Here is a 19,823-nt window from a genome sequence, read left to right on the forward strand (position 1 = left end):
GGTTATGCCCTAAAGACGTATTCGCAGCCGCCGAGGTTCAGCCCCCGGCTCATCCGACCATCGCCCGCCGAGCGTGAAACCAGCGCGAAAATGTCGCGAAAAACTCGCAACAGCTTCACGTTCGGCGCGGCTACCCGCCTTCGGCGGCCAGCTGCCCGCACGCGGCACTGATCTCGCGCCCCCGCGTGTCCCGCACCGTGCAGGACACCCCGGCGGCCCGCACCCGCCGCACGAATTCCCGCTCCACCGGCTTGGGGCTGGCATCCCAGTCGCTGCCGGGGGTCGGGTTGAGCGGGATCAGGTTCACGTGCACCAGCGGGCCGAGCGCGCGATGCAGCCGCTTGCCCAGCAGGTCGGCCCGCCAGGGCTGGTCGTTGACGTCGCGGATCAGGGCGTACTCGACCGACACCCGCCGGCCGGTCACGTCGGCGTAATACCGCGCCGCCTCCAGCGCCTCGGCGATCTTCCACCGGTTGTTGACGGGGACCAGCGTGTCGCGCAGTTCGTCGTCGGGCGCGTGCAACGACAGCGCCAGTGTCACCGCGAGGCGCTCGTCGGCGAGTTTGCGGATCGCCGGGGCCAGGCCCACCGTGGACACCGTCACCGAGCGGGCCGAAATGCCGAAGCCCTGCGGCGGCGCCTCGGTGATGCGCCGCACCGCGGCCAGCACCCTGGCGTAGTTGGCCAGCGGCTCCCCCATCCCCATGAAGACGACGTTGGACAGCCGGTCGCCGAAGTCGTCGCGCAGCGCCGCCGCGCCGGCCCGCACCTGTTCGAGGATCTCGGCGGTGGACAGGTTCCGGGTCAGCCCGCCCTGGCCCGTGGCGCAGAACGGGCAGGCCATGCCGCACCCGGCCTGCGATGAGATGCACACCGTGTTGCGGTCCGGGTAGCGCATCAGCACCGACTCGACGGTGGCGCCATCGATGGCCCGCCACAACTTCTTTCGCGTCTGCCCCGCATCGCAGGTGACCTCGGCCGCCGCGGTGAGCAGCGTCGGGAACATCGCGCCCGCGATCGCGTCGCGCACGGCAGCGGGCAGGTCGGTCATCTGTTGCGGGTCGGCGATCAGCCGGCCGTAGTACTGGTGGGCGAGCTGTTTGGCGCGAAACGCCGGCAGGCCCAGCTCGGCGACGGCCGCCGCGCGGTGCGCCGCGTCGAGGTCGGCAAGGTGCCGCGGCGGCCTGCTCGGGCGCGATTCGGTGAAGACCAGTTGTTGGACCATGACCCGTCCAGTATCGGCCACACCTGGCCGATGGTGGCGACCCGTCCCCCAGCTCCGCGGGGGTGCCCCCAGCGCCCGGCTACGCCGCCCTTGCGATCGCCACCTCAGCGCACGAGCGTCAGCACCGTCCACGCCGCGACCGCCGACGGGAGCACACCGTCGAGCCGGTCCATCAGGCCGCCGTGCCCGGGCAGCAGCCGGCCCATGTCCTTGATGCCCAGGTCGCGCTTGATCTGCGACTCCACCAGGTCACCCAGCGTGCACGTCAAGACCAGGACCACGCCGAGCAACGCGCCAACCCAGAGCGGTTTGTGGGCCAGCAGCGTCGCGGTCAGGATCGCGGCGGTGATCCCGAAGACCAGCGAACCGGCGAACCCCTCCCACGACTTCTTCGGGCTGATCGCCGGGACCATCGGATGCTTGCCCAGCAGCACCCCCACGGCGTACCCGCCCACGTCCGACGCGACGACGGTGATCATCAGGCAGAACACCCGTCCGGCGCCGTCCTTGGGATAGACCAGCATCGCGGCGAACGAGGCGAACAGCGGGACCCAGGCGGCCAGGAAAACGGTGGCCGACGCGTCGCGCAGGTAGTTCGCCGAGGGCGAACCGGCGAACGGCTCCGGCCGCTTGCTGTTGTCCTGCTGGAAGAGCCGCCACACCATGCAGGCCACGACGGTGGCCCCGAAGCCGGCCAGCGCGCCCGCGGAGCGGTACGGCCAGGTCAGCCAGACGGTGACCTGCCCGCCGATCAGCAACGGGATGACCGGGATGACGTAGCCGGCCTCGCGCAGCCGGCGCACCACCTCGTGGGTGGCGACCAGGATGGCCCCCGCGCACAGCAGCACCCAGAAGCGTGGGGCGAACACCAGCGTCGCGACGAGAACGGCGCCAATGCTGACGCCCACCGCGATGGCGGCCCGCAGGTCGCGCCCGGCCCGCGAGGTCTTCTTGGCCGGCTGTTGCGTCGCTTCCCCGGGCCCACGCCGCGGCTCGTCGGACGGGGCGCCTGCGCCGGTAGTCACCACGGATACGTTGCTGAGCGGCCGCTAGACCTCCAGCAGCTCGCCTTCTTTGTGCTTGACCAACTCGTCGATCTGGGTGACGTACTGATGGGTGGTCTTGTCCAAATCCTTTTCCGCCCGGCCGACCTCGTCCTCGCCGGCTTCCCCGTCCTTGCGGATGCGGTGCAGCTCCTCCATGGCCTTGCGACGAATGTTGCGCACCGACACTCGCGCCTCCTCCCCCTTGTGCTTGGCCTGCTTGACCAGCTCGCGGCGCCGCTCCTCGGTCAGCTGCGGCACCGCCACCCGGATCAAAGTGCCGTCGTTGGTGGGGTTCACGCCCAGGTCGGAGTTGCGAATGGCGGTCTCGATGGCGTGCAGCTGACTGGCCTCGTAGGGCTTGATCACGACGAGCCGCGCCTCGGGAACGTTGATGCTGGCCAGCTGCGTGATCGGCGTGTTGGTGCCGTAGTAGTCGATCACGATCCGGTTGAACATGCCCGGATTGGCGCGCCCGGTGCGGATGGTGGACAGATCGTCGCGGGCCACGGATACGGCCTTTTCCATCTTCTCTTCCGCGTCGAAGAGAGCCTCGTCAATCATTTCCGCGTCTTCCCCTCAGGTGGTGACCAGCGTCCCGATCTTCTCACCAGCGACCGCCCGGGCGATATTCCCGTTGGTCAGCAGGTTGAACACCAGGATCGGCATGCCATTGTCCATGCACAGGCTGAACGCGGTGGCATCGGCCACGCGCAGCCCGCGGTCGATGACCTCGCGATGGCTGATCGCGGTGATCAGCTCGGCCTCGGGGTTGATCCGCGGGTCCGCGGAGAACACCCCGTCGACCGCCTTGGCCATCAGGACCACCTCGGCACCGATCTCCAGCGCCCGCTGCGCGGCCGTGGTGTCCGTGGAGAAGTACGGCAGGCCCATGCCGGCCCCGAAGATGACCACCCGGCCCTTCTCCAGGTGGCGGACGGCCCGCAGCGGCAGGTAGGGCTCGGCCACCTGTCCCATCGTGATCGCGGTCTGGACGCGGGTGACGATGCCCTCCTTCTCCAGGAAGTCCTGCAGGGCGAGGCTGTTCATGACGGTGCCGAGCATGCCCATGTAGTCCGAGCGGGTGCGCTCCATGCCGCGCTGCTGCAGCTGCGCACCCCGGAAGAAGTTGCCGCCGCCGATCACCACCGCGACCTGCACACCGCCACGGACCACCTCCGCGATCTGGCGGGCCACCTGGGCGACGACGTCGGGGTCCAGCCCGACCTGGCCGCCGCCGAACATCTCGCCACCGAGCTTGAGCAGGACTCTCGAATACTGCGATCGGCTCTGCGGTACGCCGTTGGCGCTTCTCGTCGGCTCCGTCATCAGACTCCTCGCATGAGAGTGCCATCCCGGGCGAACTCATCCGGAACGGCATTTCACATCCTGCCTCATCGCAACACAATGTGGCGCGGGCGGGGTGCATTATCTGCACAGTTGGCGCTTTAAGTGGATTCCCGCGGCGCCGCTTGCCTTCCGGCGCCGGATGTTTGAGCGGGTGGCGGCATGGGGAATAGAGACCATCGCGGGGGGCGAACAGACGGTCTTGAGAATAAGGACCACGCCTTGCCGTGTGACGGGTCGATCGCTTCGGCGATCGGCGCTGAGCAGTTGCTCAGGCACGTACGCCAATAGGGAGGAACAAATCCATGGCGGACAACGAGAACAAGTCGGGACCTGCCGAGGCGGTCAAGGGCGTCGTCGAGGACGTCAAGGGCAAGGCCAAGGAGGCTGTCGGCGCGGTGACCGGCCGTGACGACCTCACGCGCGAGGGCCAGGCCCAGCAGGACAAGGCCGAGGCTCAGCGCGACGCGGCGAAGAAGGAAGCCCAGGCGGAGGCCGCGCGCGGCGGCGCCGAGGCGGCCGAGGAGCGCCAGAAGGCCAACCAGTAGCTTGTCGCAAGGATGGGCTCGGTCCGTGTCAAACGGGCCGGGCCCATCGGCGTTCCCGGGCTAGAGCATTGACCACGCGGTCGCGGGCAATAAGCTTTGCATAGTTTGGCTCTGAATGGGTACTCAGCGCAGCGCTGGCAGACATCTCGCCGTGAGGTGCCTACGGGTGGGGGGCGATGACAAACTCACGAGTTTGGAGATGTCGTTGGACGTTTTACTACTTACGGATGTAGACGACTTCGAATCGGCCCTGCCCACCCTCAAGTCTTTCGCTCACTCGGTGCGGCGCGTTGCGCGCACCGGGGGGGCCGGCGCACATGGCGGTGACGCCGACGTCGCGATCATCGACGCGCGCGCCGACCTTGCGGCCGCGCGCAGCGCCTGCCGCCGGTTGGCTTCCGACGCGCCGTCCACCGCGGTGGTGGCGGTGGTGGCGCCTGCGGACTTCGCGGCGGTGGACGTCGACTGGCACGTCGACGACGTGCTGCTGCCCGCCGCGGGGGCCGACGAGCTACAGGCCCGGCTGCGGCTGGCGATCTCGCGCCGCCGCAGCGCGATGGACGGCACCCTCAAATTCGGCGACCTGCTGCTGCACCCGGCCAGCTTCACCGGCTCGCTGAACGGTGCGGACCTGGGGCTGACGCTCACCGAGTTCAAACTGCTGAATTTCCTTGTGCAGCATGCCGGCCGGGCTTTCACCCGCACCCGGCTGATGCACGAAGTGTGGGGTTACGACTGCAACGGCCGCGTCCGCACTGTCGATGTTCACGTGCGGCGACTGCGCGCCAAGCTGGGACCGGACCACGAATCCATGGTCGACACCGTGCGCGGGGTCGGCTACATGGCGCCCACACCGCCGCACCCGGAATGGGTCCTCAGCGGGTCGACGCTGGCCCCGATCTGGACGTCGACGACACGGCCGGCCACCGACCCCGTGGCGCACTAGCGGCGCCAAAACCCGTGGCAGCTCACGCGAAGAGCGGCAGCGCCCGCTTTCGCGCCAGCGCGTCCATGCCTTGCTGAATCGAGTCCTCGACCTCGTGGTACTTACGGTCGACGTAGTCGTCGTCGTCGGCACGTGCCGGATCGGAGTCGAGCTCGACAGCGGGCATGAACCGGGTCCTGATCTTGGCCGGCAGTGGCAGCTGCGGCAGCGCAGCCGGGGCGATCCCCCACGGCAGCGAGACGGCCAGCGGAAAGACCTTGAGCCGCAGCACCTTGTCGAGTTTGAGCGCCTTTGCCAGGCGGTCGCCGCGGATCAGCACGGGCATCGCGTCGGCCCCGCCGACCGTCGCGATCGGCACGACCGGCACGCCGGCGCGAATCGCCATTTTGATGAAGCCCTTGCGCCCGGCGAGGTTGGCGCGATCCCGCTCCATCCACGGACGCAGCGAGTCCACTTCCCCGCCGGGCCACAGCGCCACGTCGCGCCCCTCCGCGAGCGCCGTCGCGATCGCGTCCGGGGCCGCCGGCAGCACGCCCATCGAGCGGAAGTAGCGCCCGAAGACCGGGATCGCCATCAGCGCGTCGTGGGCCGTGCCGTGCAGCGGGCGGTCCTGGCCGAAGCGCCGCCACCACTGCAGGCCGACGGTCCAGGCGTCCCAGACGAACGGGGCGCCCGAGTGAATGCCCACCAACAGCGCCGGCGGCTCCGGCGGGATGTTCTCCCAGCCGTCGATCTCCATCCGGAACCAGTAGTCCACCAGCACATTCCAGAAGAACTTCTGACGCTGCAGGGTGGCTTCGTCCTGGCCGCTGAGGTCCCACCTGGCGGCACGCTCGGCGAGCCAAGCGGTGATCCCGCCGTCCTGCTTGCTGCGCCGCTCCTCCATCGCCACGCGCGCCCGCCTGGCATTGAGCTTGGCCTGCGCGCGTACCTCGGCTGGCCTGTGATCGGGGTTACTCATGGGTGTCGGATACCCGATTCGGGCGCGCGAGATGCCCACACACGCAAATCTCCCCGCGCCGATGGGTGGCGCGGGGAGATTGGTGGGCCGGAATCAGCTTTGCGGCGCCGGGGCGGGCGGTTGACCCGGAGGCGGAGTCGCGCTGGGCGACGGTGCCGTGCCGCCGGGCACGTTCGACGTCCACATCAGGATGTCTCGCATGCCGTCGTTGTACACCACGCCGTTGGGGGGCGCGCCGGTCGCGTCGAAATACAGGGTGCCGGTCGACTCCTGGCCCTGCGGGATCGGCGCCGGGTTAAGGCTGCCCGGGGCGGCGACCTTGTCGATCACCCGGTAATTCTGGCCGTTGGGCCCACGGGCGATGAAGTCGTTGACCATCGGGGTGACGGTCCCGCTCACCGACTTGGCGGTGACGTCCGCCTGGTAGAGCGTCCCCTTGGGCGTGTAGCCGGGGATCGAGACGTTGCTCGGCTGGAGGTTGCTCACCGTGTAACTGGTGATCATGCCCCCGTCAATCAGTTCTTCGCTGGTGCCGAATCCCTGGATGTTGGGCGCCGGAGCGGCGAAAGCGGTTCCCGCCGTGAAAACGGCTGCCGCCGCTATGCCGGAAGCGGCAACTGCACTCTTGAAAGCGGTTTTGGTGACCTTCATGGTATTCCTTCCGTGTCGAACAATCGCCTCCATAGGTAGGGCGATAAGCGCACTTCGTGGGCATATCCCGTCGGCCGCGGCACTAAACCCGGGCCAGTGGCGGAATTTCCGCATCGTGCCGAATTACCTGCATTAACGCGCCGGCGCTTGTTTTGTGGCACAGCGCTTTTCGCGCCACAGAATTAACATGGGCATCATTGCCACCACTGTTGGAACCCGCGATTGGTTCCGTTCTCGCGGGGTAGCCGCACGGGGAACCGCACCGAAGGGGGCTATCGATGGACCGCGGGAACGCCAAGCACAGTCCACGCGAAGACGACGAATTGAAGCACGAATTGAGCGGTACGGTGCGCGGGAACCGGCCCAGTCGCGCCGAGGAATGGCGGGATCCGGAGCCGCCGGCCGATGACGACCCGGACGTTCCCACTGCCGGCCCGACGACGCGCGAATCATAACCGGCGCGTGTAATGCAAATACCCGAAAGGATCTGTCACCAATGAGTTTCGCTGCGCAGCAACAAGAAGTTCCGGGCGTGCAGGCGCAAATGGACCCCGTCCCCGATTGTGGCGAAGAAAGCTACCGCGGGTCGGGAAAGCTCGCCGGCAAAAGGGCGATCGTCACCGGCGGCGATAGCGGCATCGGCCGCGCCGTCGCCATCGCATTTGCCCGCGAGGGCGCCGACGTGCTGATCTCCTACCTCAACGAGGACGACGACGCGCGCGAGGTCGCCCGTTATGTCGCAGACGCCGGCCGCAAGTGCGTGCTGGTACCCGGCGACCTCTCGGATCCGGCCCACTGCCGGGCCGTGGTCCACCGTGCCGTCGAGGAACTCGGCGGCGTCGACATCCTCGTCAACAACGCGGCGTACCAGATGATGCACAAGAGCCTCGATGAGATCAGTGACGAGGAATGGGACTACACGTTCCGGCTCAACATCGGCGCGTACTTCCACCTCGCCAAGGCCGCGGTGGCGCACATGAAGCCGGGCTCGTCGATCATCGGCAGCTCGTCGGTCAACTCCGACACGCCCAACCCGACCCTGGCGCCCTACGCGGCGACGAAGGCAGCGATCGCCAATTTCTCGGCCAGCCTTGCGCAGCTGCTGGGGGACAAGGGAATCCGGGTCAACAGCGTGGCGCCGGGGCCGATCTGGACGCCGCTCATCCCGTCGACCATGCCCCCGGGCAGCGTGGAGTCGTTCGGCGACAACGTCCCGCTGGGGCGCGCCGGCCAGCCGGCCGAGCTCGCACCCATCTATGTGCTGCTGGCCTCCGACGACGCCAGCTACATCTCCGGCGCGCGGGTCGCGGTGACCGGCGGTCGGCCAATTCTCTAGCCGTTGGTATCTGCGGCTACGACGCGGCGCCGGCCCCCGCGCCGAGCGTCCGCTGCATGTCGGGCTTCATGGCCGTCAGTTGGGCGCCCCAGTAGCCCCAGCTGTGTACGCCGTTGGTGTCGATGTTGAAGGTCGCGTTGTGCCCGCCCGCGCCCACGTATGCGTCTCGAAACGCCACGTTGCTGTTCAAGACCACCTGCTCGATGACCTGGCCGGGGATGCTGCCTTGCCCGATCTCCGACGGTGTGCCGTTGCCGCTGTAGATCCAGAGCCTGGTGTTGTTGCCGGCCAGACGCCCGGCCTGGACGGTGGGATCGTTGCGCTGCCAGCCGGGACCACCGGTCGGACCCCACATGTCTTGCGGATTGAAGCCACCTTCGTCGTTCATGGCCATACCGATCAGCATGGGGCCCTGCCCGCTCGAGGGCGTCAGGTAAGCCGACAGCGACGCGGCGTAAGCGAACTGGCGGGGATGGTAGGCGGCCAATGTCAACGCCGACGACCCCGACATGGAGACGCCCACCACGGCGTTACGGGTCGACCGGACGCCTCGGCCCGAAAGATATTGCGGCAGCTCGCTTGTCAAGAACGTTTCCCACTTGTAGGTGACGGGAGGGCCGGCATTGTTCTTCGCGGGCGCATACCAGTCGGCGTAGAAGCTGGACCGGCCGCCAACCGGCGCGACCACCGATATTCCGGAGCCGCGATACTCGTCGAAGGCGTTGGTGTTGATATCCCAACCGCTGCGGTCGTCGCGGGCCCGCAAGCCGTCAAGCAGGTAGACGGCGGGCGCGCCGCCGCGCTGGAACTCTACGGTGATATCGCGACCCATCGACGCCGACGGCACTTGCAGAAATTCAGGTTGCGCCGCCCGCGCGGGGGCGATATCCCCCCACAGGGCGGTCAATCCCGGCAGTGCGGCGGCCGCAACTCCGGCGATCATCAGCCGGCGCAGCCAGTGATTCTTAGCCATCATGTCCCACTTTCCTTGTTGCAGTGATCTTTTGACGTCTGACCGCCAGGGGAAGCCGCCGACCGCACGGCTTCGGCGTTCGAGCCGCGTTGGACGGCCGCGACTGCCGCGCCGTTGCCCGCCGCCTGGCAACGCAATAAATCAGCGCCCGATCAAGCTGCGGTGCAACGCATTCAAGGGTGAGAGCAGATGGGGCGCAGTCCAATCATGCGCGCCATAATGGCCGATGACGGATGGTCGCCCTGCAGACTGAAGACAGACCTGACCTCCTCGTTATAGCAGAGCCGCAACGGCCTGTCACCTACGGCGGACCGTTCGCAAGAGCCGGCCGCACCACCTGCGGCAACCGAATGGGCAACACAACGGGTGGTGTGGCCCGACGGGCGCGAGGACATTCAGGACCCGCGGTTCTCGCCCAGCTCCTGAACGATCGGGCTCTGGTTGCCGATGTCCTTGGCCGATTCCGCGCGGCCCGGCTTGGTGTGGGTGCGCCGCGCCGCCGCCTTGTCGGCGTCGCGGATCGCGTCTCCCTCGTCGACGATGGTCACCGACGCGGCGACCTGGTCGAGGTTCGTATAGGTTTCCGGTGGAATTTCCCGCAACGCACGGACCGTCTCTTCGTCACCGCTCTTGGTGTCGGCGGCGTCGAGCAGATCCTGTTTGTTCGCGGGAAAATCCACATCGCCGAGGCAATGCCGGAGTCGACTGCGGGTGGTGGATGCGATCATGGCTGCCCGGGTGCCCAGCGCACGGCCGGCTAAACCCGCGCGAGTCACTCAGCGGCCGTGCAGCTGCGTGGCGCTGATCACTGAAGCTTCCTTGCCGTCGCGCTCGCGAAGAACGGCCGTCGTCGATGCCCGACGACGCATTCGCCACGCGAAGGCGATCCACGAGACGGCGACGATCACGAAGACCGCTTCCTCGACCCCGCCGGCCCAGCCCGTCGGATAGAGCACGCCGGTGAGGTAGTGCGCGATGAAGCCGGCCGGCGGCAGGGGTGCCATGCCGGCACGCGCCCTGCCCCATCGTTCCAGCCAGGTCAGCGGGCAATCGACGTAGTGTGTCACGATCAAAACCGCCCAGGCCGCGGTGATCACGTGGCAGGCGATAGTCCAGCGCCAGCGCAACGCAACGAATCCGCCGACCACCAAATAGGCCACGAAGGTCAGATGCGCCACCACAACGGCGACCACGAGCGCGGTATACATCAGCGGGCCGTTCGCGAAGTTCCTGGTTCAAAGCAGCCGTCCCGCAATGTGGTTCCGGCGAGCTCCACACCTAAAGCCACCAGTGCTTCATCCCTTCCTGCTGGTCAAGGCAGCGTGTGACCTGCCTGTTGGGCCCGGTACGAGGGGTTCCCATCCTCGCCGCGTTAACACCCGCGACACGAGGGTCGTCGCCCCGGACCCCGAATGCGTTGGAAGGCAGGCGCATCAGGCCGTGCCGTGGATTCCGGTCATCGCAACTGCACGGCCAACACCCCCGCGAGCGCGGTGATGGCGGCGAACATCCAGGCGACGTAGTCCCCGACGTGGCCGGAGTGCGCGCGGTGCAGCACCGCGATCGCGGGTTGCGCTGCGGCCCCCACGGCGCGCCGCAGGGCGTTGGTGGGCGGGCGCAGCCCCACGAATGCGACGGCCGCGCCGGCGGCGACCCCGAGCACCGCCAATCCAACGCCGCTGAGCGACCACCCGTGTCCGGTCACGGCCGGCGACGGGCCCGCGCCCGAGATGACGGCGGCGACGTAACCTGCGGTGTCGGTGAACCGGCGCGCCGCGGTGTCGGCGGCGTGGCCGACACCGGGCAGCACGCCGGCCGCCAGGCAGCCCAACAGCAGGACGGCGATCGCGACGTACATGCTGGGCGGCGTGCGGGCCAGCGTCGTGTCCGGTTCCTCTTCGCCCTTGCTGGGCTGGTCCGCGTCGGACCGGTCGACCGAGCGAGCCTCATCGCCGCCCCACCCGGTAAAGCAGCGCGCACCGGCGCGCAGCACCGCCCCCGCCGTCGCGGCCGACACGAGCACAAACAGCGCCGAACCCCATGCCGAGCCGAGCGCTTCCTCGCTCAACGACTTCCCCAGCGCGGTGCCGAACGGGGGCAACCCGGCCAGCGCCAACGCCGCCACCAGATAGAGCCCGCCCAGCAACCGGTGGCCGCGTCCGCGCCCGGACAACTCCAACTCGTCGACCGTCTGATGGCGGTCCAGCAGGATGCCCACCAGCAAAAACAGCGCAGACTTGGCGCCGGCATGACCGAGCACGTAGACGGCCGTGCCGCCGACCGCTTCGGAACGCAGCGACGCGGCGGCGACCAGGAACAAACCCATGTGGCCGATCGTCGAGTAGGCCAGCAGCCGCTTGAGATGGCGCTGCAACAGGCACATCACCGCTCCGACGACCGCGGTCAGGACGCCGATCGTCATGAACGTGCGCGATATCGCGGCCCGCGGCAGCGCGTCGGCGAAGACCACCCAGTACACCCGCCACATCCCGTACAGGCCGAGTTCGACCATGACCCCGGAAAACAGCACGCACACGGGCGCCGGGGCCACTGCGTGCGCGTCGGCCAGCCAGAAGTGCAACGGGACGATCGCGGCCTTCACCATGAGCGCCGAACAGATCAGCACGAACGCGCCGACGATCACCGCATCGGGCGGCCGCCTGGCCAGGGCGAGCCCCAGCTGGGCCATGCCCAGCTGACCGACCCGGGCGTAGAGCATGGCGATGCCGACCAAGGACAGACACGCACTCAGCGATTGGATTATCCCGAAGTTGAGGGCGCCCTGGATCGCCGACTTGTCTTCGATCTTGATGCCGGTCAGCGCGTAGGCCACGGCGCCCATCAGCTCGAGGAACACGAACAGGTTGAAGACGTCGGTCGCCAGCACGAAGCCGTTCATCGCGGCCAAAAAGACGAGCATCAGCGCGTCGAAGCGCGGGCCCGCCTCGTCGAGCCCGCGACGGCTGTACACCGCCGCACACGCCATCAACGCACCCACCAGCGTGGCCAGCCCACCCGACAGCGGATCGGCGGCCAGCGCAATCCCGACCGTTGTCCGACCCTGCATGGCCCAGCCGCCGATCCAGGCGAGCACCGTGTGATCCCGCGCGGCCACCGTCGCAAATCCGGCCGCGACCGTCGATGCGACCGAGGTCGCCACGGTCACCCAGCCGGCCGCCGCGCGCGACAGTCGCTGGCTCAACACGAGCAGGACGCAGGCCACCAGGATGGGGACGGCAACGAGGAGCGGCAACAGCTGGGGAGCGATTGCCCGCACGGGTGACTCAGCCCCTCAGCGCGGACAGGTCGTCGGGGTCCAGCGTGCCGTGTCGCTTGTGGATCTGGATGGCCAACGCCAGCAACAGCGCGGTAACGGTCGCCTGAATCACGATGTCGGTCAACGTCATCGCCTGTACCACCGGGTCGACCACCTGTGCGGGTTGCGGCGGGTTGGACCCACCGAAGATCGGGGGCGCCGCGCCGCGTTGATATCCGACCGCCAGCAGCAGCAGGTAGGTGGCGGACTGGGTCACCGACAGGCACACCACCGCATGAATCAGGTTGCGGCTGCGCACGATACCGTACGCGCCAATCAGCACCAGCCACGCGGCGACGCAGTAGGGATAAACGCTCACCGGCCATCACCCCTTTTTGACGATCGTGATTTCCTGGGCCAAAAATTGCGCCAGCAACACCGTCATCCCGCAGGCCACCTCCACGCCGACGGCCACGTTGAGCAACGGCACCGAGCCGCCGGAAAACAGGTCGCCCAGCGTCCCGGTCGGCAACAGGTTGCGCAGAAACGCGCCGCCCAGCAGCAAGCCGAGCAAGCCGATCACCGCGAACGCGGCGGCCCCCAGCACCTCCCCGATGTCGAACGCGTTCACCGGCCGAAGCCGATCCAGCGCCCCGAAACTGCCTGTGACGTAGAGCAGATGCAAGCCCGCGGCCAACACCACGCCGCCCTGGAACCCGCCCCCGGGGGTGAGGTGACCGTGCACTATCAGGTCGACGCCGATCGCGATCGTCACCGGCAGCATCACATAGCCGATCAGCCGCGTCGCGTCCAACACCGAGTCACCCTGCGGCGGCCGGTATTCGCGCTCCTCGATGGCCGGGCGAAGCAGGGCCATCACGCCCAGCACCGAACCCAGCAGGATCGTTTCCTCCCCCAGCGTGTCCAGGGCCCGCTGATCGAAGTTGACCGACGCGACGGCGTTGGCCGTCGACCGCGAAAGCGCCGCGGCCACAGCCAGATCCCGGTACGGGTGGTCGTGACGACCGAACACCGGCAGCTCGGTCACTCCCATCCACAGCAACGCCGCCAGGCCCGCCGCCGCGACGAGAAATGCCGCCGTCCGGATGCCGCGCGTCACGGCGCTGACTCCCCCGCCGCGCCGTCACGCTCGTCATCCGCCTGCCGGCGCACGGCGCGAATGGTCAGCATGACCATCAAGGGCACGACGACGCCGCCAACGGCCAACTGCGACAAGGCGACATCTGGAGCCTGCAGCACCACGAACAGCACGGTGAGGGCCAGGCCGAACACCGACAACGGGACGGCCTGCCGGTCCGCGGCGCCGGTCAGCGCCACGACCGTTCCCGTCACGCCGACGAGGGTCACGGCGACCAGGATCAGCGCGGTCACGGCGACGAATCTTCGTCGAGCAGCTTGCCGAGCCGCGCCGCCAGCTGAGCCGTGGCCGCCGAGATCACCGGCGCGCTCAGCACCACGAGCGCGGTGGTGGCCGCGACCATCGCGGAGGCCTCGCTCCATCCGCGCAATGTCATCAGTCCCACGCCGATCAACGGCGCACCAAGCGAAGTCGTGACCGTCAGCAGGTGCAGGCGGTCGAACACCCCAGGCCGCGCCGCGGCGGCAACCGCGCTGACCGACATCACCGCGATTCCGGCGAATACCACGGCCCACCCGACGGATTGGCCGTTCATTTCTTGCCCGCGAGGAGTCGGGTGAAGACCAAGGAGCCGGGGAGCGATATGAGCGCCAACACCAGCGGGACGATGAGATTCGAATCTCGTTGCCAGGCAACGGAAAGCACCATCAGCTCCGTGATGGCGGCGACGCTGGCGAACTCCAGGCCGACCAGCCTCTGGTGCGGCAGGCCCCGCGACGACATCACGATGCCGGGCACGAAAGCCCCGACGGCCAGCAGCAGCCCCGCGAGTTCCCCGGCGGTCACCGCTGCACCGCCGCTTCCAGCCGGCTCTGCTGCCGCCGAACCAGGTGCACGAGCACCGAATGCCTGCGCGGATCGCTGTCCAGGACAACGGTTCCGGGAGTGGTCGCGAGCGCAGGCACCGCCGTGGCCCGGCGCGCGGCAGCCACCCGCGCGGGCTCGTCGGGTAGGGACAGCTCCCGGGTCAGCGGGGCGCGCCCGCTGACGGCGTAGACCCAGACCCGGACGGCTTGGCGGGGAACTTCGGCCGCCACGATCACCGGCCAGCCGAGCCACGCGGCGCGAAACCTCCACCGACCGGCGTTGGCCCGCCGAGCCGAGCGCGCGACGATCGCGCACGGCAGCGTGCAGACGGCCAGCACGGCCAGTTCCCGCGGTGTGCGGGCGCTCAAGGTGGCCAGCCAGACGACGCCGGTCAGCGCCCACCACAGGGCGATCTCGCCGAGAAGGCGGACTAACGCATCGCGCTCAGCTGCCCCGGGCACGGCGGTTGTGCTTCTTGATCGCGTCGACCAACTCCGCCTTCTTCATTGTCGAGCGGCCGGGCACCTCGAGCCGGCGCGCCACGTCGAGCAGGTGCTTCTTGCTGGCGTTGGCGTCCACGCCCTCGGCCGAGCGGCCGGTGTTTCGCGGGCCGCCGCCCTCGGCGAGCTCGTCCGACGGGCCCTTGTGCTCTTTGGGCTCCCAGTGGTCGCCGACCTTTTCGAAGCTGTGCTTGAGCGCCGAGTAGGCCACCCGGTGGGCGCGCTCCTCGCTGCCGTATTCCTCGGCGGCGGAGTCGTGGGTCTTGGCGAACGTGCGTTGCGCTTTGGCGCTGGAGCGCCGCAGGGTGCTCGGCAATTCGCTCTTCTTGGCCGCGCCGCCTTTCGTCGTCTTGGGCATGAAACCTCCTCGCTGGTCAACCCTCGGTGATCTGCTGCGCCCGCGCGTAGGCCAGCTGCAAGAAATCGGCGCCGGCCAGGGCGGTGAAGGTGCCCGCGATCAGCCGGGTCGGTCTCGGCACGAAGATCAATCCAATGACGAACGCGGTGGCCACCCACATGTCGAGGCAGAACGGGCAGGTCAACAACTCCCCCAGGCTGTGGCGCAGCGCGCTGCCGTGGCGCGTTTCCTCCATCACCTCGGCCGGCCCGCCGGAACCCGCGTAGCGCGCGAACGGCGCCCGCAGTGGGCTGGTCACGGCGTCCTTGGACACCGTGCGCGACAGCTTGTGGGTGCCGATGGTGACGGTCAACAGATCCTGAACACCCCAGCGCTCGGGCAGCTTGCGCCCGGTAGCCGCCGCGATGACGGCGGTCGCGGCGACCAGGGCGCCGTAGATCGCCAGGACCACGGTGTAGCCCTCGAGCGGTCGGGGGTTGTCGCCGCGGTACGCGTCGGCTTCGCGGCGCGCGCGCTCGGCCACCCCCTGGGGCATTTCGGTTGCATCGCCCATCGGCGCTCCTTCACGTCCGGATCCCCTGTGGGTTACCCCGTTGGGCGCCCGGGAACCACATCGGCGCGGGGGCGCGGCCGGGCGCGCCGGATATGTCAAGATCGCCGACATGGGTCAGGCCGAAGACGCGCCGCTGGGTTACCTGCTGTACCGGGTGGGAGCCGTGCTGCGGCCGGAGGTTGCCACGGTGCTGGGCCCGCTGGGCCTGACGCTGCCCGAATTCGTCTGCCTACGCATCCTGTCGCTGCACCCGGGCATGTCCAGCGCCGAATTGTCCCGGCACACCAACGTCACGCCGCAGGCGATGAACACGGTGCTGCGCGGGCTGGAAGACGTCGGGGCCGTGGAACGGCCGGCGTCGGTCTCCTCCGGTCGGGCGCTACCGGCCACGCTGACGGGTCAGGGCCGCGCGCTGCTGAAGCGCGCGGAGGCCGCGGTGCGGGTCGCCGATGCCCGGATCCTGGGCAAGCTGACCGACGCGCAACAGCGCGAGTTCAAGCGCATGCTCGAGAAGCTCGGGTCCGACGGCTGATCAGCAGCTAGCCCGCCTGGATGCGGGCCCAGGGCCGCGCCTCTTCGAGTTCGTAGGCGAGTTCCAGCAGCGTCGACTCCTGCCCGAGGTCGGCCGACAGCATCATGCCCACCGGCATGCCCTCGGCCGACTGGGCCAGCGGCACCGAGATCGCGGGCTCGCCGGTGACGTTCTGCAGCGGGGTGAACGCCACCCAGTCGATGAGCCGGTCCATCACCTGCCGATAGTCGGTGGGGGCCAGGTGCCCGATCAGCGGCGTCTGGTCGGCGAGCGTCGGCGTGAGCACCGCGTCGTAGGTGCGGAAGAATGCCGCGGTGCGCCGCCGCAGCCTGCGCAGGCGCACGATCGCCAGTGGCAGCCGGTGCAGGTTGCGGCCGCTGTGCCGCTCCAGGCCGAGCGTCAGGGCGTCCAGCCGGGTGCGGTCGAACGAGTCGCCGAAGAGCCTGCGCCCCCCGCGGACCTGCGCGAACGCCAAGAAACCCCAGTACAGGACGAAGTCGTCGACGAAGCTGGCCGGCACCGGGGGTTCGTCGAGGTGTTCGACGCGGTGGCCGAGCTCCTCGAGCAGGGCCGCCGACTTCAGCGTCAGCTCGCGCACCTCGGGGCTGGACTCCCGCTGGACCGACCGGGTCAACACCGCGATGGTCAGCCTCCGCCTGCCCGGCCCCGTGACGTCCCCGATGGGCGCCAGCTTGGGGTTGCGCCAGCTCCGCTCGGCCTCGCGGTAGAAGGCGGCGGTGTCGCGCACCGACCGGGTCAGCACGCCGTTGGCGACGATGCCCACGGGCATGCGGCGGTGCGTCGGGTCCAGCGGTAACCGGCCGCGCGACGGCTTGAGCCCGACCAGCCCGTCGCAGGCGGCCGGGATGCGGATCGACCCGCCGCCGTCGTTGGCGTGGGCGATCGGCACCACGCCGGCGGCGACGAACGCGCCGGAGCCCGACGACGACGCGCCCGCGGTGCGATCGGTGTCCCAGGGGTTGCGGACCGGCCCCAGCCGCGGGTGTTCGGCCGACGCGCTGAAGCCGAACTCCGATAACTGCGTCTTGCCGAGCGAGGTGAGCCCGGTGCCCAGGAACACCTCGGTGACCACGCTGTCGGCCGGGGCGTCGAACGGCGTCCACGCGTCGGCGCCGTGCATGCTCGGCTGGCCGGCGACGTCGACGTTGTCCTTGACGAACGTGGGCACGCCGGCGAAGAAGCCGCGGGCCGGTTCGGCCGCCCTCGCGCGCTCGAACCCGCTGTGGGCCAGGCCGTTGAGGGTCGGGTTGACGGCCTCGGTCCGCGCGATGGCGGCCTCGATGACCTCGGCTCTGCCGACCGACCCCGCCTTCAGGGCGTCGGCCAGGCCGACCGCATCGAGGTCACCGAGGGCATCGTCACCGAAAGCGTGCACGCGTCGCATGACACGACGCTAGCCGCTTCGGGGCGCCGGTTACGCCTGACCCACCTCAAAGCGAACGAACCGCGTCACCGTCACCCCGGCCTCGTCGAGCAGGGCCTTGACGGTCTTCTTGCTGTCGGACACCGACGGCTGCTCGAGCAGCACCGCGTCCTTGAAGAAGCCGTTGAGGCGGCCCTCGACGATCTTGGGCAGCGCCTGCTCGGGCTTGCCCTCGGCCTTCGCGGTCTCCTCGGCGATGCGGCGCTCGCTGGCCACCACGTCCTCGGGGACGTCGTCGCGGGACAGGTAGCGCGCCTTCAGCGCCGCGATCTGCAGCGCGACGGCGTGCGCCGCGTCCTGGCTCTCGCCCTCGAACTCGACCAGCACGCCGACGGCCGGCGGCAGGTCGGCCGCGCGCTTATGCAGGTAGGCCTCGACGTTGCCGTCGAAGTACTGCACGCGGCGCAGCTCGAGCTTCTCGCCGATCTTGGCCGACAGGTCGGCGATGGCCTGCTCGACGGTTTTGGTCGCAGAATCTTGGCTGATAGGAGAAGCCTTGAGGGAGTCGACGTCGGTGGCCTTGGCCTGCAGCGCGGCCTCGACGACCTGGTCGGCGAGCTTTTGGAACTCGGCGTTCTTGGCGACGAAGTCGGTCTCGCTGTTGAGCTCGATCAGCGCGCCGCCCTTGGCCGCGACCAGGCCCTCGGCGGTGGCCCGCTCGGCGCGCTTGCCGACGTCCTTGGCGCCCTTGATCCGCAGTGCCTCAACGGCTTTGTCGAAGTCGCCGTCGCTTTCCGCCAGCGCGTTCTTGCAGTCGAGCATGCCGGCGCCGGTGAGTTCCCGAAGCCGCTTAACGTCGGCAGCGGTGAAATTCGCCAATGGTCAGCCTTCCGTGGGTGTCGATTCGGGTGTGCCCGCAGCGGCGTCGGTGGGGGCGGTGGCGGTGGCCGTCGCTGTCGCCGAGGCCAGCAGCTCCTGCTCCCACTCGGCGAGGGGTTCGGCGGATTCCGCCTCGGGCTTGCCGTCGCCGCGGCCCAGCCCGGCGCGCGCCTGCAGGCCCTCGGCGACCGCGGAGGCGATCACCTTGGTCAGCAGGGCGGCGGAGCGGATCGCGTCGTCGTTGCCCGGGATCGGGTAGTCGACCTCGTCGGGGTCGCAGTTGGTGTCCAGGATCGCGATGACCGGGATGCCGAGCTTGCGGGCCTCGCCGACGGCGATGTGCTCCTTGTTGGTGTCGACGACCCAGATCGCCGACGGCACCTTGTTCATGTCGCGGATACCGCCGAGGCTGCGCTCCAGCTTGTTCTTCTCGCGGGTCAGGCCCAGGATCTCCTTCTTGGTGCGACCCTCGAAGCCGCCGGTCTGCTCCATCGCCTCGAGCTCCTTGAGGCGCTGCAGCCGCTTGTGCACCGTGGAGAAGTTGGTGAGCATGCCGCCCAGCCAGCGCTGGTTGACGTACGGCATGCCGACGCGGGTCGCCTCGGCCGCGACGGACTCCTGCGCCTGCTTTTTGGTGCCGACGAACAGCACCGTGCCCCCATGGGCGACGGTTTCCTTGACGAACTCGTACGCCTTGTCGATGAAGGTCAGCGTCTGCTGCAGGTCGATGATGTAGATGCCGTTGCGGTCGGTGAAGATGAACCGCTTCATCTTGGGATTCCAGCGACGGGTCTGATGCCCGAAGTGGGTGCCGCTGTCGAGCAGCTGCTTCATGGTTACGACAGCCATTGCCGCCATTCCTTTGTTGTCGGTTGTCGCCCGGCATCGGGTGAGGCCGGGCCCTGGCGCCTGCGGAATGCCGCACCCGTCCTGGTTGTCTTTCGACGTCCGAGACGGGACCGCACGGCAATCTCTTGGTTGCAGGCGCGCGAAGTCAGCCCGCTAACGAGCTGCGACCAGGAGTTTACACCGTCTCAGCAGCTGCTTTTTCCACAGCGGTGAGTGGCGGGGTCGCGCGGGCCCCGCTGTAGTGGCCAGGTGCGGCGGGCGATGCTTCTGATCCTGGCACTGCTGTGCGCCGCGCCGGCGCGGGCCGACGACGTGCGGCTTCAGTGGCCGCTGCGCCCGCCCCCGGCCGTCGCCCGCGGCATGGACCGGCTGACCTGGGGAGCCGGGCAGATCCACGCCGCGATGGCCGGGATGCCAGTCGGGGGACGGGGCGTCGAATCCGCGGGCGACGGCCGGGGGCGGGCGCAGCGGCCACTGAAGCCGCACGTCGTCGGCCCGCGCCGGCGCGGCGCACAG

25 protein-coding genes and 1 pseudogene are annotated in these 19,823 nt (G+C 69.0%); 4 read left to right on the forward strand and 22 right to left on the reverse strand.

Features of this window, described 5'->3' with window-relative positions; genetic code table 11:
- Positions 1-130: 130 nt before the first annotated feature.
- The 4 genes from rlmN to pyrH all read right to left on the reverse strand — a co-directional run bounded on the left by rlmN (position 131) and on the right by pyrH (position 3,597).
- Positions 131-1,225: a 23S rRNA (adenine(2503)-C(2))-methyltransferase RlmN gene (gene rlmN, locus A5673_RS17530; protein WP_068234957.1), complete on the reverse strand. Its 1,095-nt coding sequence runs from the start codon at positions 1,223-1,225 to the stop codon at positions 131-133.
- 104 nt (positions 1,226-1,329) lie between these two features.
- Positions 1,330-2,253: a phosphatidate cytidylyltransferase gene (locus A5673_RS17535; RefSeq protein ID WP_068234959.1), complete on the reverse strand. Its 924-nt coding sequence runs from the start codon at positions 2,251-2,253 to the stop codon at positions 1,330-1,332.
- A gap of 21 nt (positions 2,254-2,274) precedes the next feature.
- Positions 2,275-2,832 carry a ribosome recycling factor gene (gene frr / locus A5673_RS17540; RefSeq protein ID WP_068234960.1) on the reverse strand — a complete coding sequence of 186 codons (558 nt, stop codon included), beginning with the start codon at positions 2,830-2,832 and terminating at the stop codon, positions 2,275-2,277.
- A 15-nt stretch (positions 2,833-2,847) separates the two neighbouring features.
- Positions 2,848-3,597 carry a UMP kinase gene (gene pyrH / locus A5673_RS17545; protein WP_068234962.1) on the reverse strand — a complete coding sequence of 250 codons (750 nt, stop codon included), beginning with the start codon at positions 3,595-3,597 and terminating at the stop codon, positions 2,848-2,850.
- A 323-nt stretch (positions 3,598-3,920) separates the two neighbouring features.
- Between pyrH and A5673_RS17550 the strand changes: the two genes are divergently transcribed.
- Both A5673_RS17550 and A5673_RS17555 read left to right on the forward strand, forming a co-directional pair.
- Positions 3,921-4,163 carry a CsbD family protein gene (locus A5673_RS17550; RefSeq protein WP_068234965.1) on the forward strand — a complete coding sequence of 81 codons (243 nt, stop codon included), beginning with the start codon at positions 3,921-3,923 and terminating at the stop codon, positions 4,161-4,163.
- Positions 4,164-4,362: 199 nt separating this feature from the next.
- On the forward strand, positions 4,363-5,109 hold the full coding sequence (locus A5673_RS17555) for a winged helix-turn-helix domain-containing protein (RefSeq protein WP_082958799.1): 747 nt from the start codon (positions 4,363-4,365) through the stop codon (positions 5,107-5,109).
- A gap of 22 nt (positions 5,110-5,131) precedes the next feature.
- Here the strand turns inward: A5673_RS17555 and A5673_RS17560 are convergent, their stop codons facing one another.
- The gene (locus A5673_RS17560; RefSeq protein ID WP_068235016.1) at positions 5,132-6,070 is read right to left on the reverse strand and encodes a lysophospholipid acyltransferase family protein; all 939 of its coding nucleotides are present in this window, start codon (positions 6,068-6,070) and stop codon (positions 5,132-5,134) included.
- Positions 6,071-6,163: 93 nt separating this feature from the next.
- Positions 6,164-6,721, reverse strand: a complete 558-nt coding sequence (locus tag A5673_RS17565; RefSeq protein WP_068234968.1) for an MPT63 family protein — start codon at positions 6,719-6,721, stop codon at positions 6,164-6,166.
- Between the two features lie 496 nt (positions 6,722-7,217).
- Between A5673_RS17565 and A5673_RS17570 the strand changes: the two genes are divergently transcribed.
- Positions 7,218-8,057, forward strand: a complete 840-nt coding sequence (locus A5673_RS17570; RefSeq protein ID WP_068234971.1) for an SDR family oxidoreductase — start codon at positions 7,218-7,220, stop codon at positions 8,055-8,057.
- A gap of 16 nt (positions 8,058-8,073) precedes the next feature.
- Here the strand turns inward: A5673_RS17570 and A5673_RS17575 are convergent, their stop codons facing one another.
- The 12 genes from A5673_RS17575 to A5673_RS17630 all read right to left on the reverse strand — a co-directional run bounded on the left by A5673_RS17575 (position 8,074) and on the right by A5673_RS17630 (position 15,663).
- Complete coding sequence (locus tag A5673_RS17575) at positions 8,074-9,030, reverse strand: esterase family protein (RefSeq protein ID WP_068235018.1); 957 nt, start codon at positions 9,028-9,030, stop codon at positions 8,074-8,076.
- Between the two features lie 395 nt (positions 9,031-9,425).
- A complete protein-coding gene (locus tag A5673_RS17580; RefSeq protein ID WP_197518411.1) occupies positions 9,426-9,710 on the reverse strand; it encodes a DUF2795 domain-containing protein in 285 nt (94 codons plus the stop codon).
- Between the two features lie 96 nt (positions 9,711-9,806).
- Complete coding sequence (locus tag A5673_RS17585) at positions 9,807-10,238, reverse strand: DUF2784 domain-containing protein (RefSeq protein WP_068234980.1); 432 nt, start codon at positions 10,236-10,238, stop codon at positions 9,807-9,809.
- A gap of 248 nt (positions 10,239-10,486) precedes the next feature.
- Positions 10,487-12,307 (reverse strand): complex I subunit 5 family protein, encoded by a 1,821-nt coding sequence (locus A5673_RS17590; protein ID WP_197518412.1) that lies wholly within the window; start codon positions 12,305-12,307, stop codon positions 10,487-10,489.
- 7 nt (positions 12,308-12,314) lie between these two features.
- Positions 12,315-12,665, reverse strand: coding sequence for a sodium:proton antiporter (locus A5673_RS17595; RefSeq protein WP_068234983.1), 351 nt, complete (start codon positions 12,663-12,665; stop codon positions 12,315-12,317).
- 6 nt (positions 12,666-12,671) lie between these two features.
- Complete coding sequence (locus A5673_RS17600) at positions 12,672-13,406, reverse strand: MnhB domain-containing protein (protein ID WP_068234984.1); 735 nt, start codon at positions 13,404-13,406, stop codon at positions 12,672-12,674.
- Positions 13,403-13,678 (reverse strand): hydrogenase subunit MbhD domain-containing protein, encoded by a 276-nt coding sequence (locus tag A5673_RS17605; protein ID WP_068234986.1) that lies wholly within the window; start codon positions 13,676-13,678, stop codon positions 13,403-13,405. Before A5673_RS17605 ends, A5673_RS17600 begins: the two co-directional genes overlap by 4 nt.
- Positions 13,675-13,980: a monovalent cation/H(+) antiporter subunit G gene (locus A5673_RS17610; RefSeq protein ID WP_068234988.1), complete on the reverse strand. Its 306-nt coding sequence runs from the start codon at positions 13,978-13,980 to the stop codon at positions 13,675-13,677. Before A5673_RS17610 ends, A5673_RS17605 begins: the two co-directional genes overlap by 4 nt.
- A complete protein-coding gene (locus A5673_RS17615) occupies positions 13,977-14,231 on the reverse strand; it encodes a monovalent cation/H+ antiporter complex subunit F (RefSeq protein WP_068234989.1) in 255 nt (84 codons plus the stop codon). The genes A5673_RS17610 and A5673_RS17615 overlap by 4 nt, the downstream gene beginning before the upstream one ends.
- Positions 14,228-14,713, reverse strand: coding sequence for a hypothetical protein (locus A5673_RS17620; RefSeq protein WP_068234990.1), 486 nt, complete (start codon positions 14,711-14,713; stop codon positions 14,228-14,230). The genes A5673_RS17615 and A5673_RS17620 overlap by 4 nt, the downstream gene beginning before the upstream one ends.
- Positions 14,697-15,110: a ChaB family protein gene (locus tag A5673_RS17625; RefSeq protein ID WP_068234995.1), complete on the reverse strand. Its 414-nt coding sequence runs from the start codon at positions 15,108-15,110 to the stop codon at positions 14,697-14,699. Before A5673_RS17625 ends, A5673_RS17620 begins: the two co-directional genes overlap by 17 nt.
- Before the next feature lie 16 nt (positions 15,111-15,126).
- Complete coding sequence (locus tag A5673_RS17630; RefSeq protein ID WP_068234996.1) at positions 15,127-15,663, reverse strand: DUF1360 domain-containing protein; 537 nt, start codon at positions 15,661-15,663, stop codon at positions 15,127-15,129.
- A 109-nt stretch (positions 15,664-15,772) separates the two neighbouring features.
- Between A5673_RS17630 and A5673_RS17635 the strand changes: the two genes are divergently transcribed.
- Positions 15,773-16,195: a MarR family winged helix-turn-helix transcriptional regulator gene (locus tag A5673_RS17635; RefSeq protein ID WP_068234998.1), complete on the forward strand. Its 423-nt coding sequence runs from the start codon at positions 15,773-15,775 to the stop codon at positions 16,193-16,195.
- 7 nt (positions 16,196-16,202) lie between these two features.
- Here A5673_RS17635 and A5673_RS17640 read toward each other — a convergent pair whose 3' ends face one another.
- From A5673_RS17640 to A5673_RS28545, 4 genes and pseudogenes are all read right to left on the reverse strand, one after another.
- Entirely contained in the window at positions 16,203-17,600 is a 1,398-nt protein-coding gene (locus A5673_RS17640) for an amidase (protein WP_068234999.1), read from the reverse strand.
- 30 nt (positions 17,601-17,630) lie between these two features.
- Positions 17,631-18,458: a translation elongation factor Ts gene (gene tsf, locus A5673_RS17645; protein WP_068235001.1), complete on the reverse strand. Its 828-nt coding sequence runs from the start codon at positions 18,456-18,458 to the stop codon at positions 17,631-17,633.
- Between the two features lie 3 nt (positions 18,459-18,461).
- On the reverse strand, positions 18,462-19,307 hold the full coding sequence (gene rpsB, locus A5673_RS17650) for a 30S ribosomal protein S2 (RefSeq protein ID WP_068235002.1): 846 nt from the start codon (positions 19,305-19,307) through the stop codon (positions 18,462-18,464).
- A 351-nt stretch (positions 19,308-19,658) separates the two neighbouring features.
- A pseudogene (locus A5673_RS28545) lies at positions 19,659-19,823 on the reverse strand (M23 family peptidase); the annotation flags it as partial.

This window comes from Mycobacterium sp. E3198 (assembly GCF_001667015.1).
GTDB lineage: Bacteria > Actinomycetota > Actinomycetes > Mycobacteriales > Mycobacteriaceae > Mycobacterium.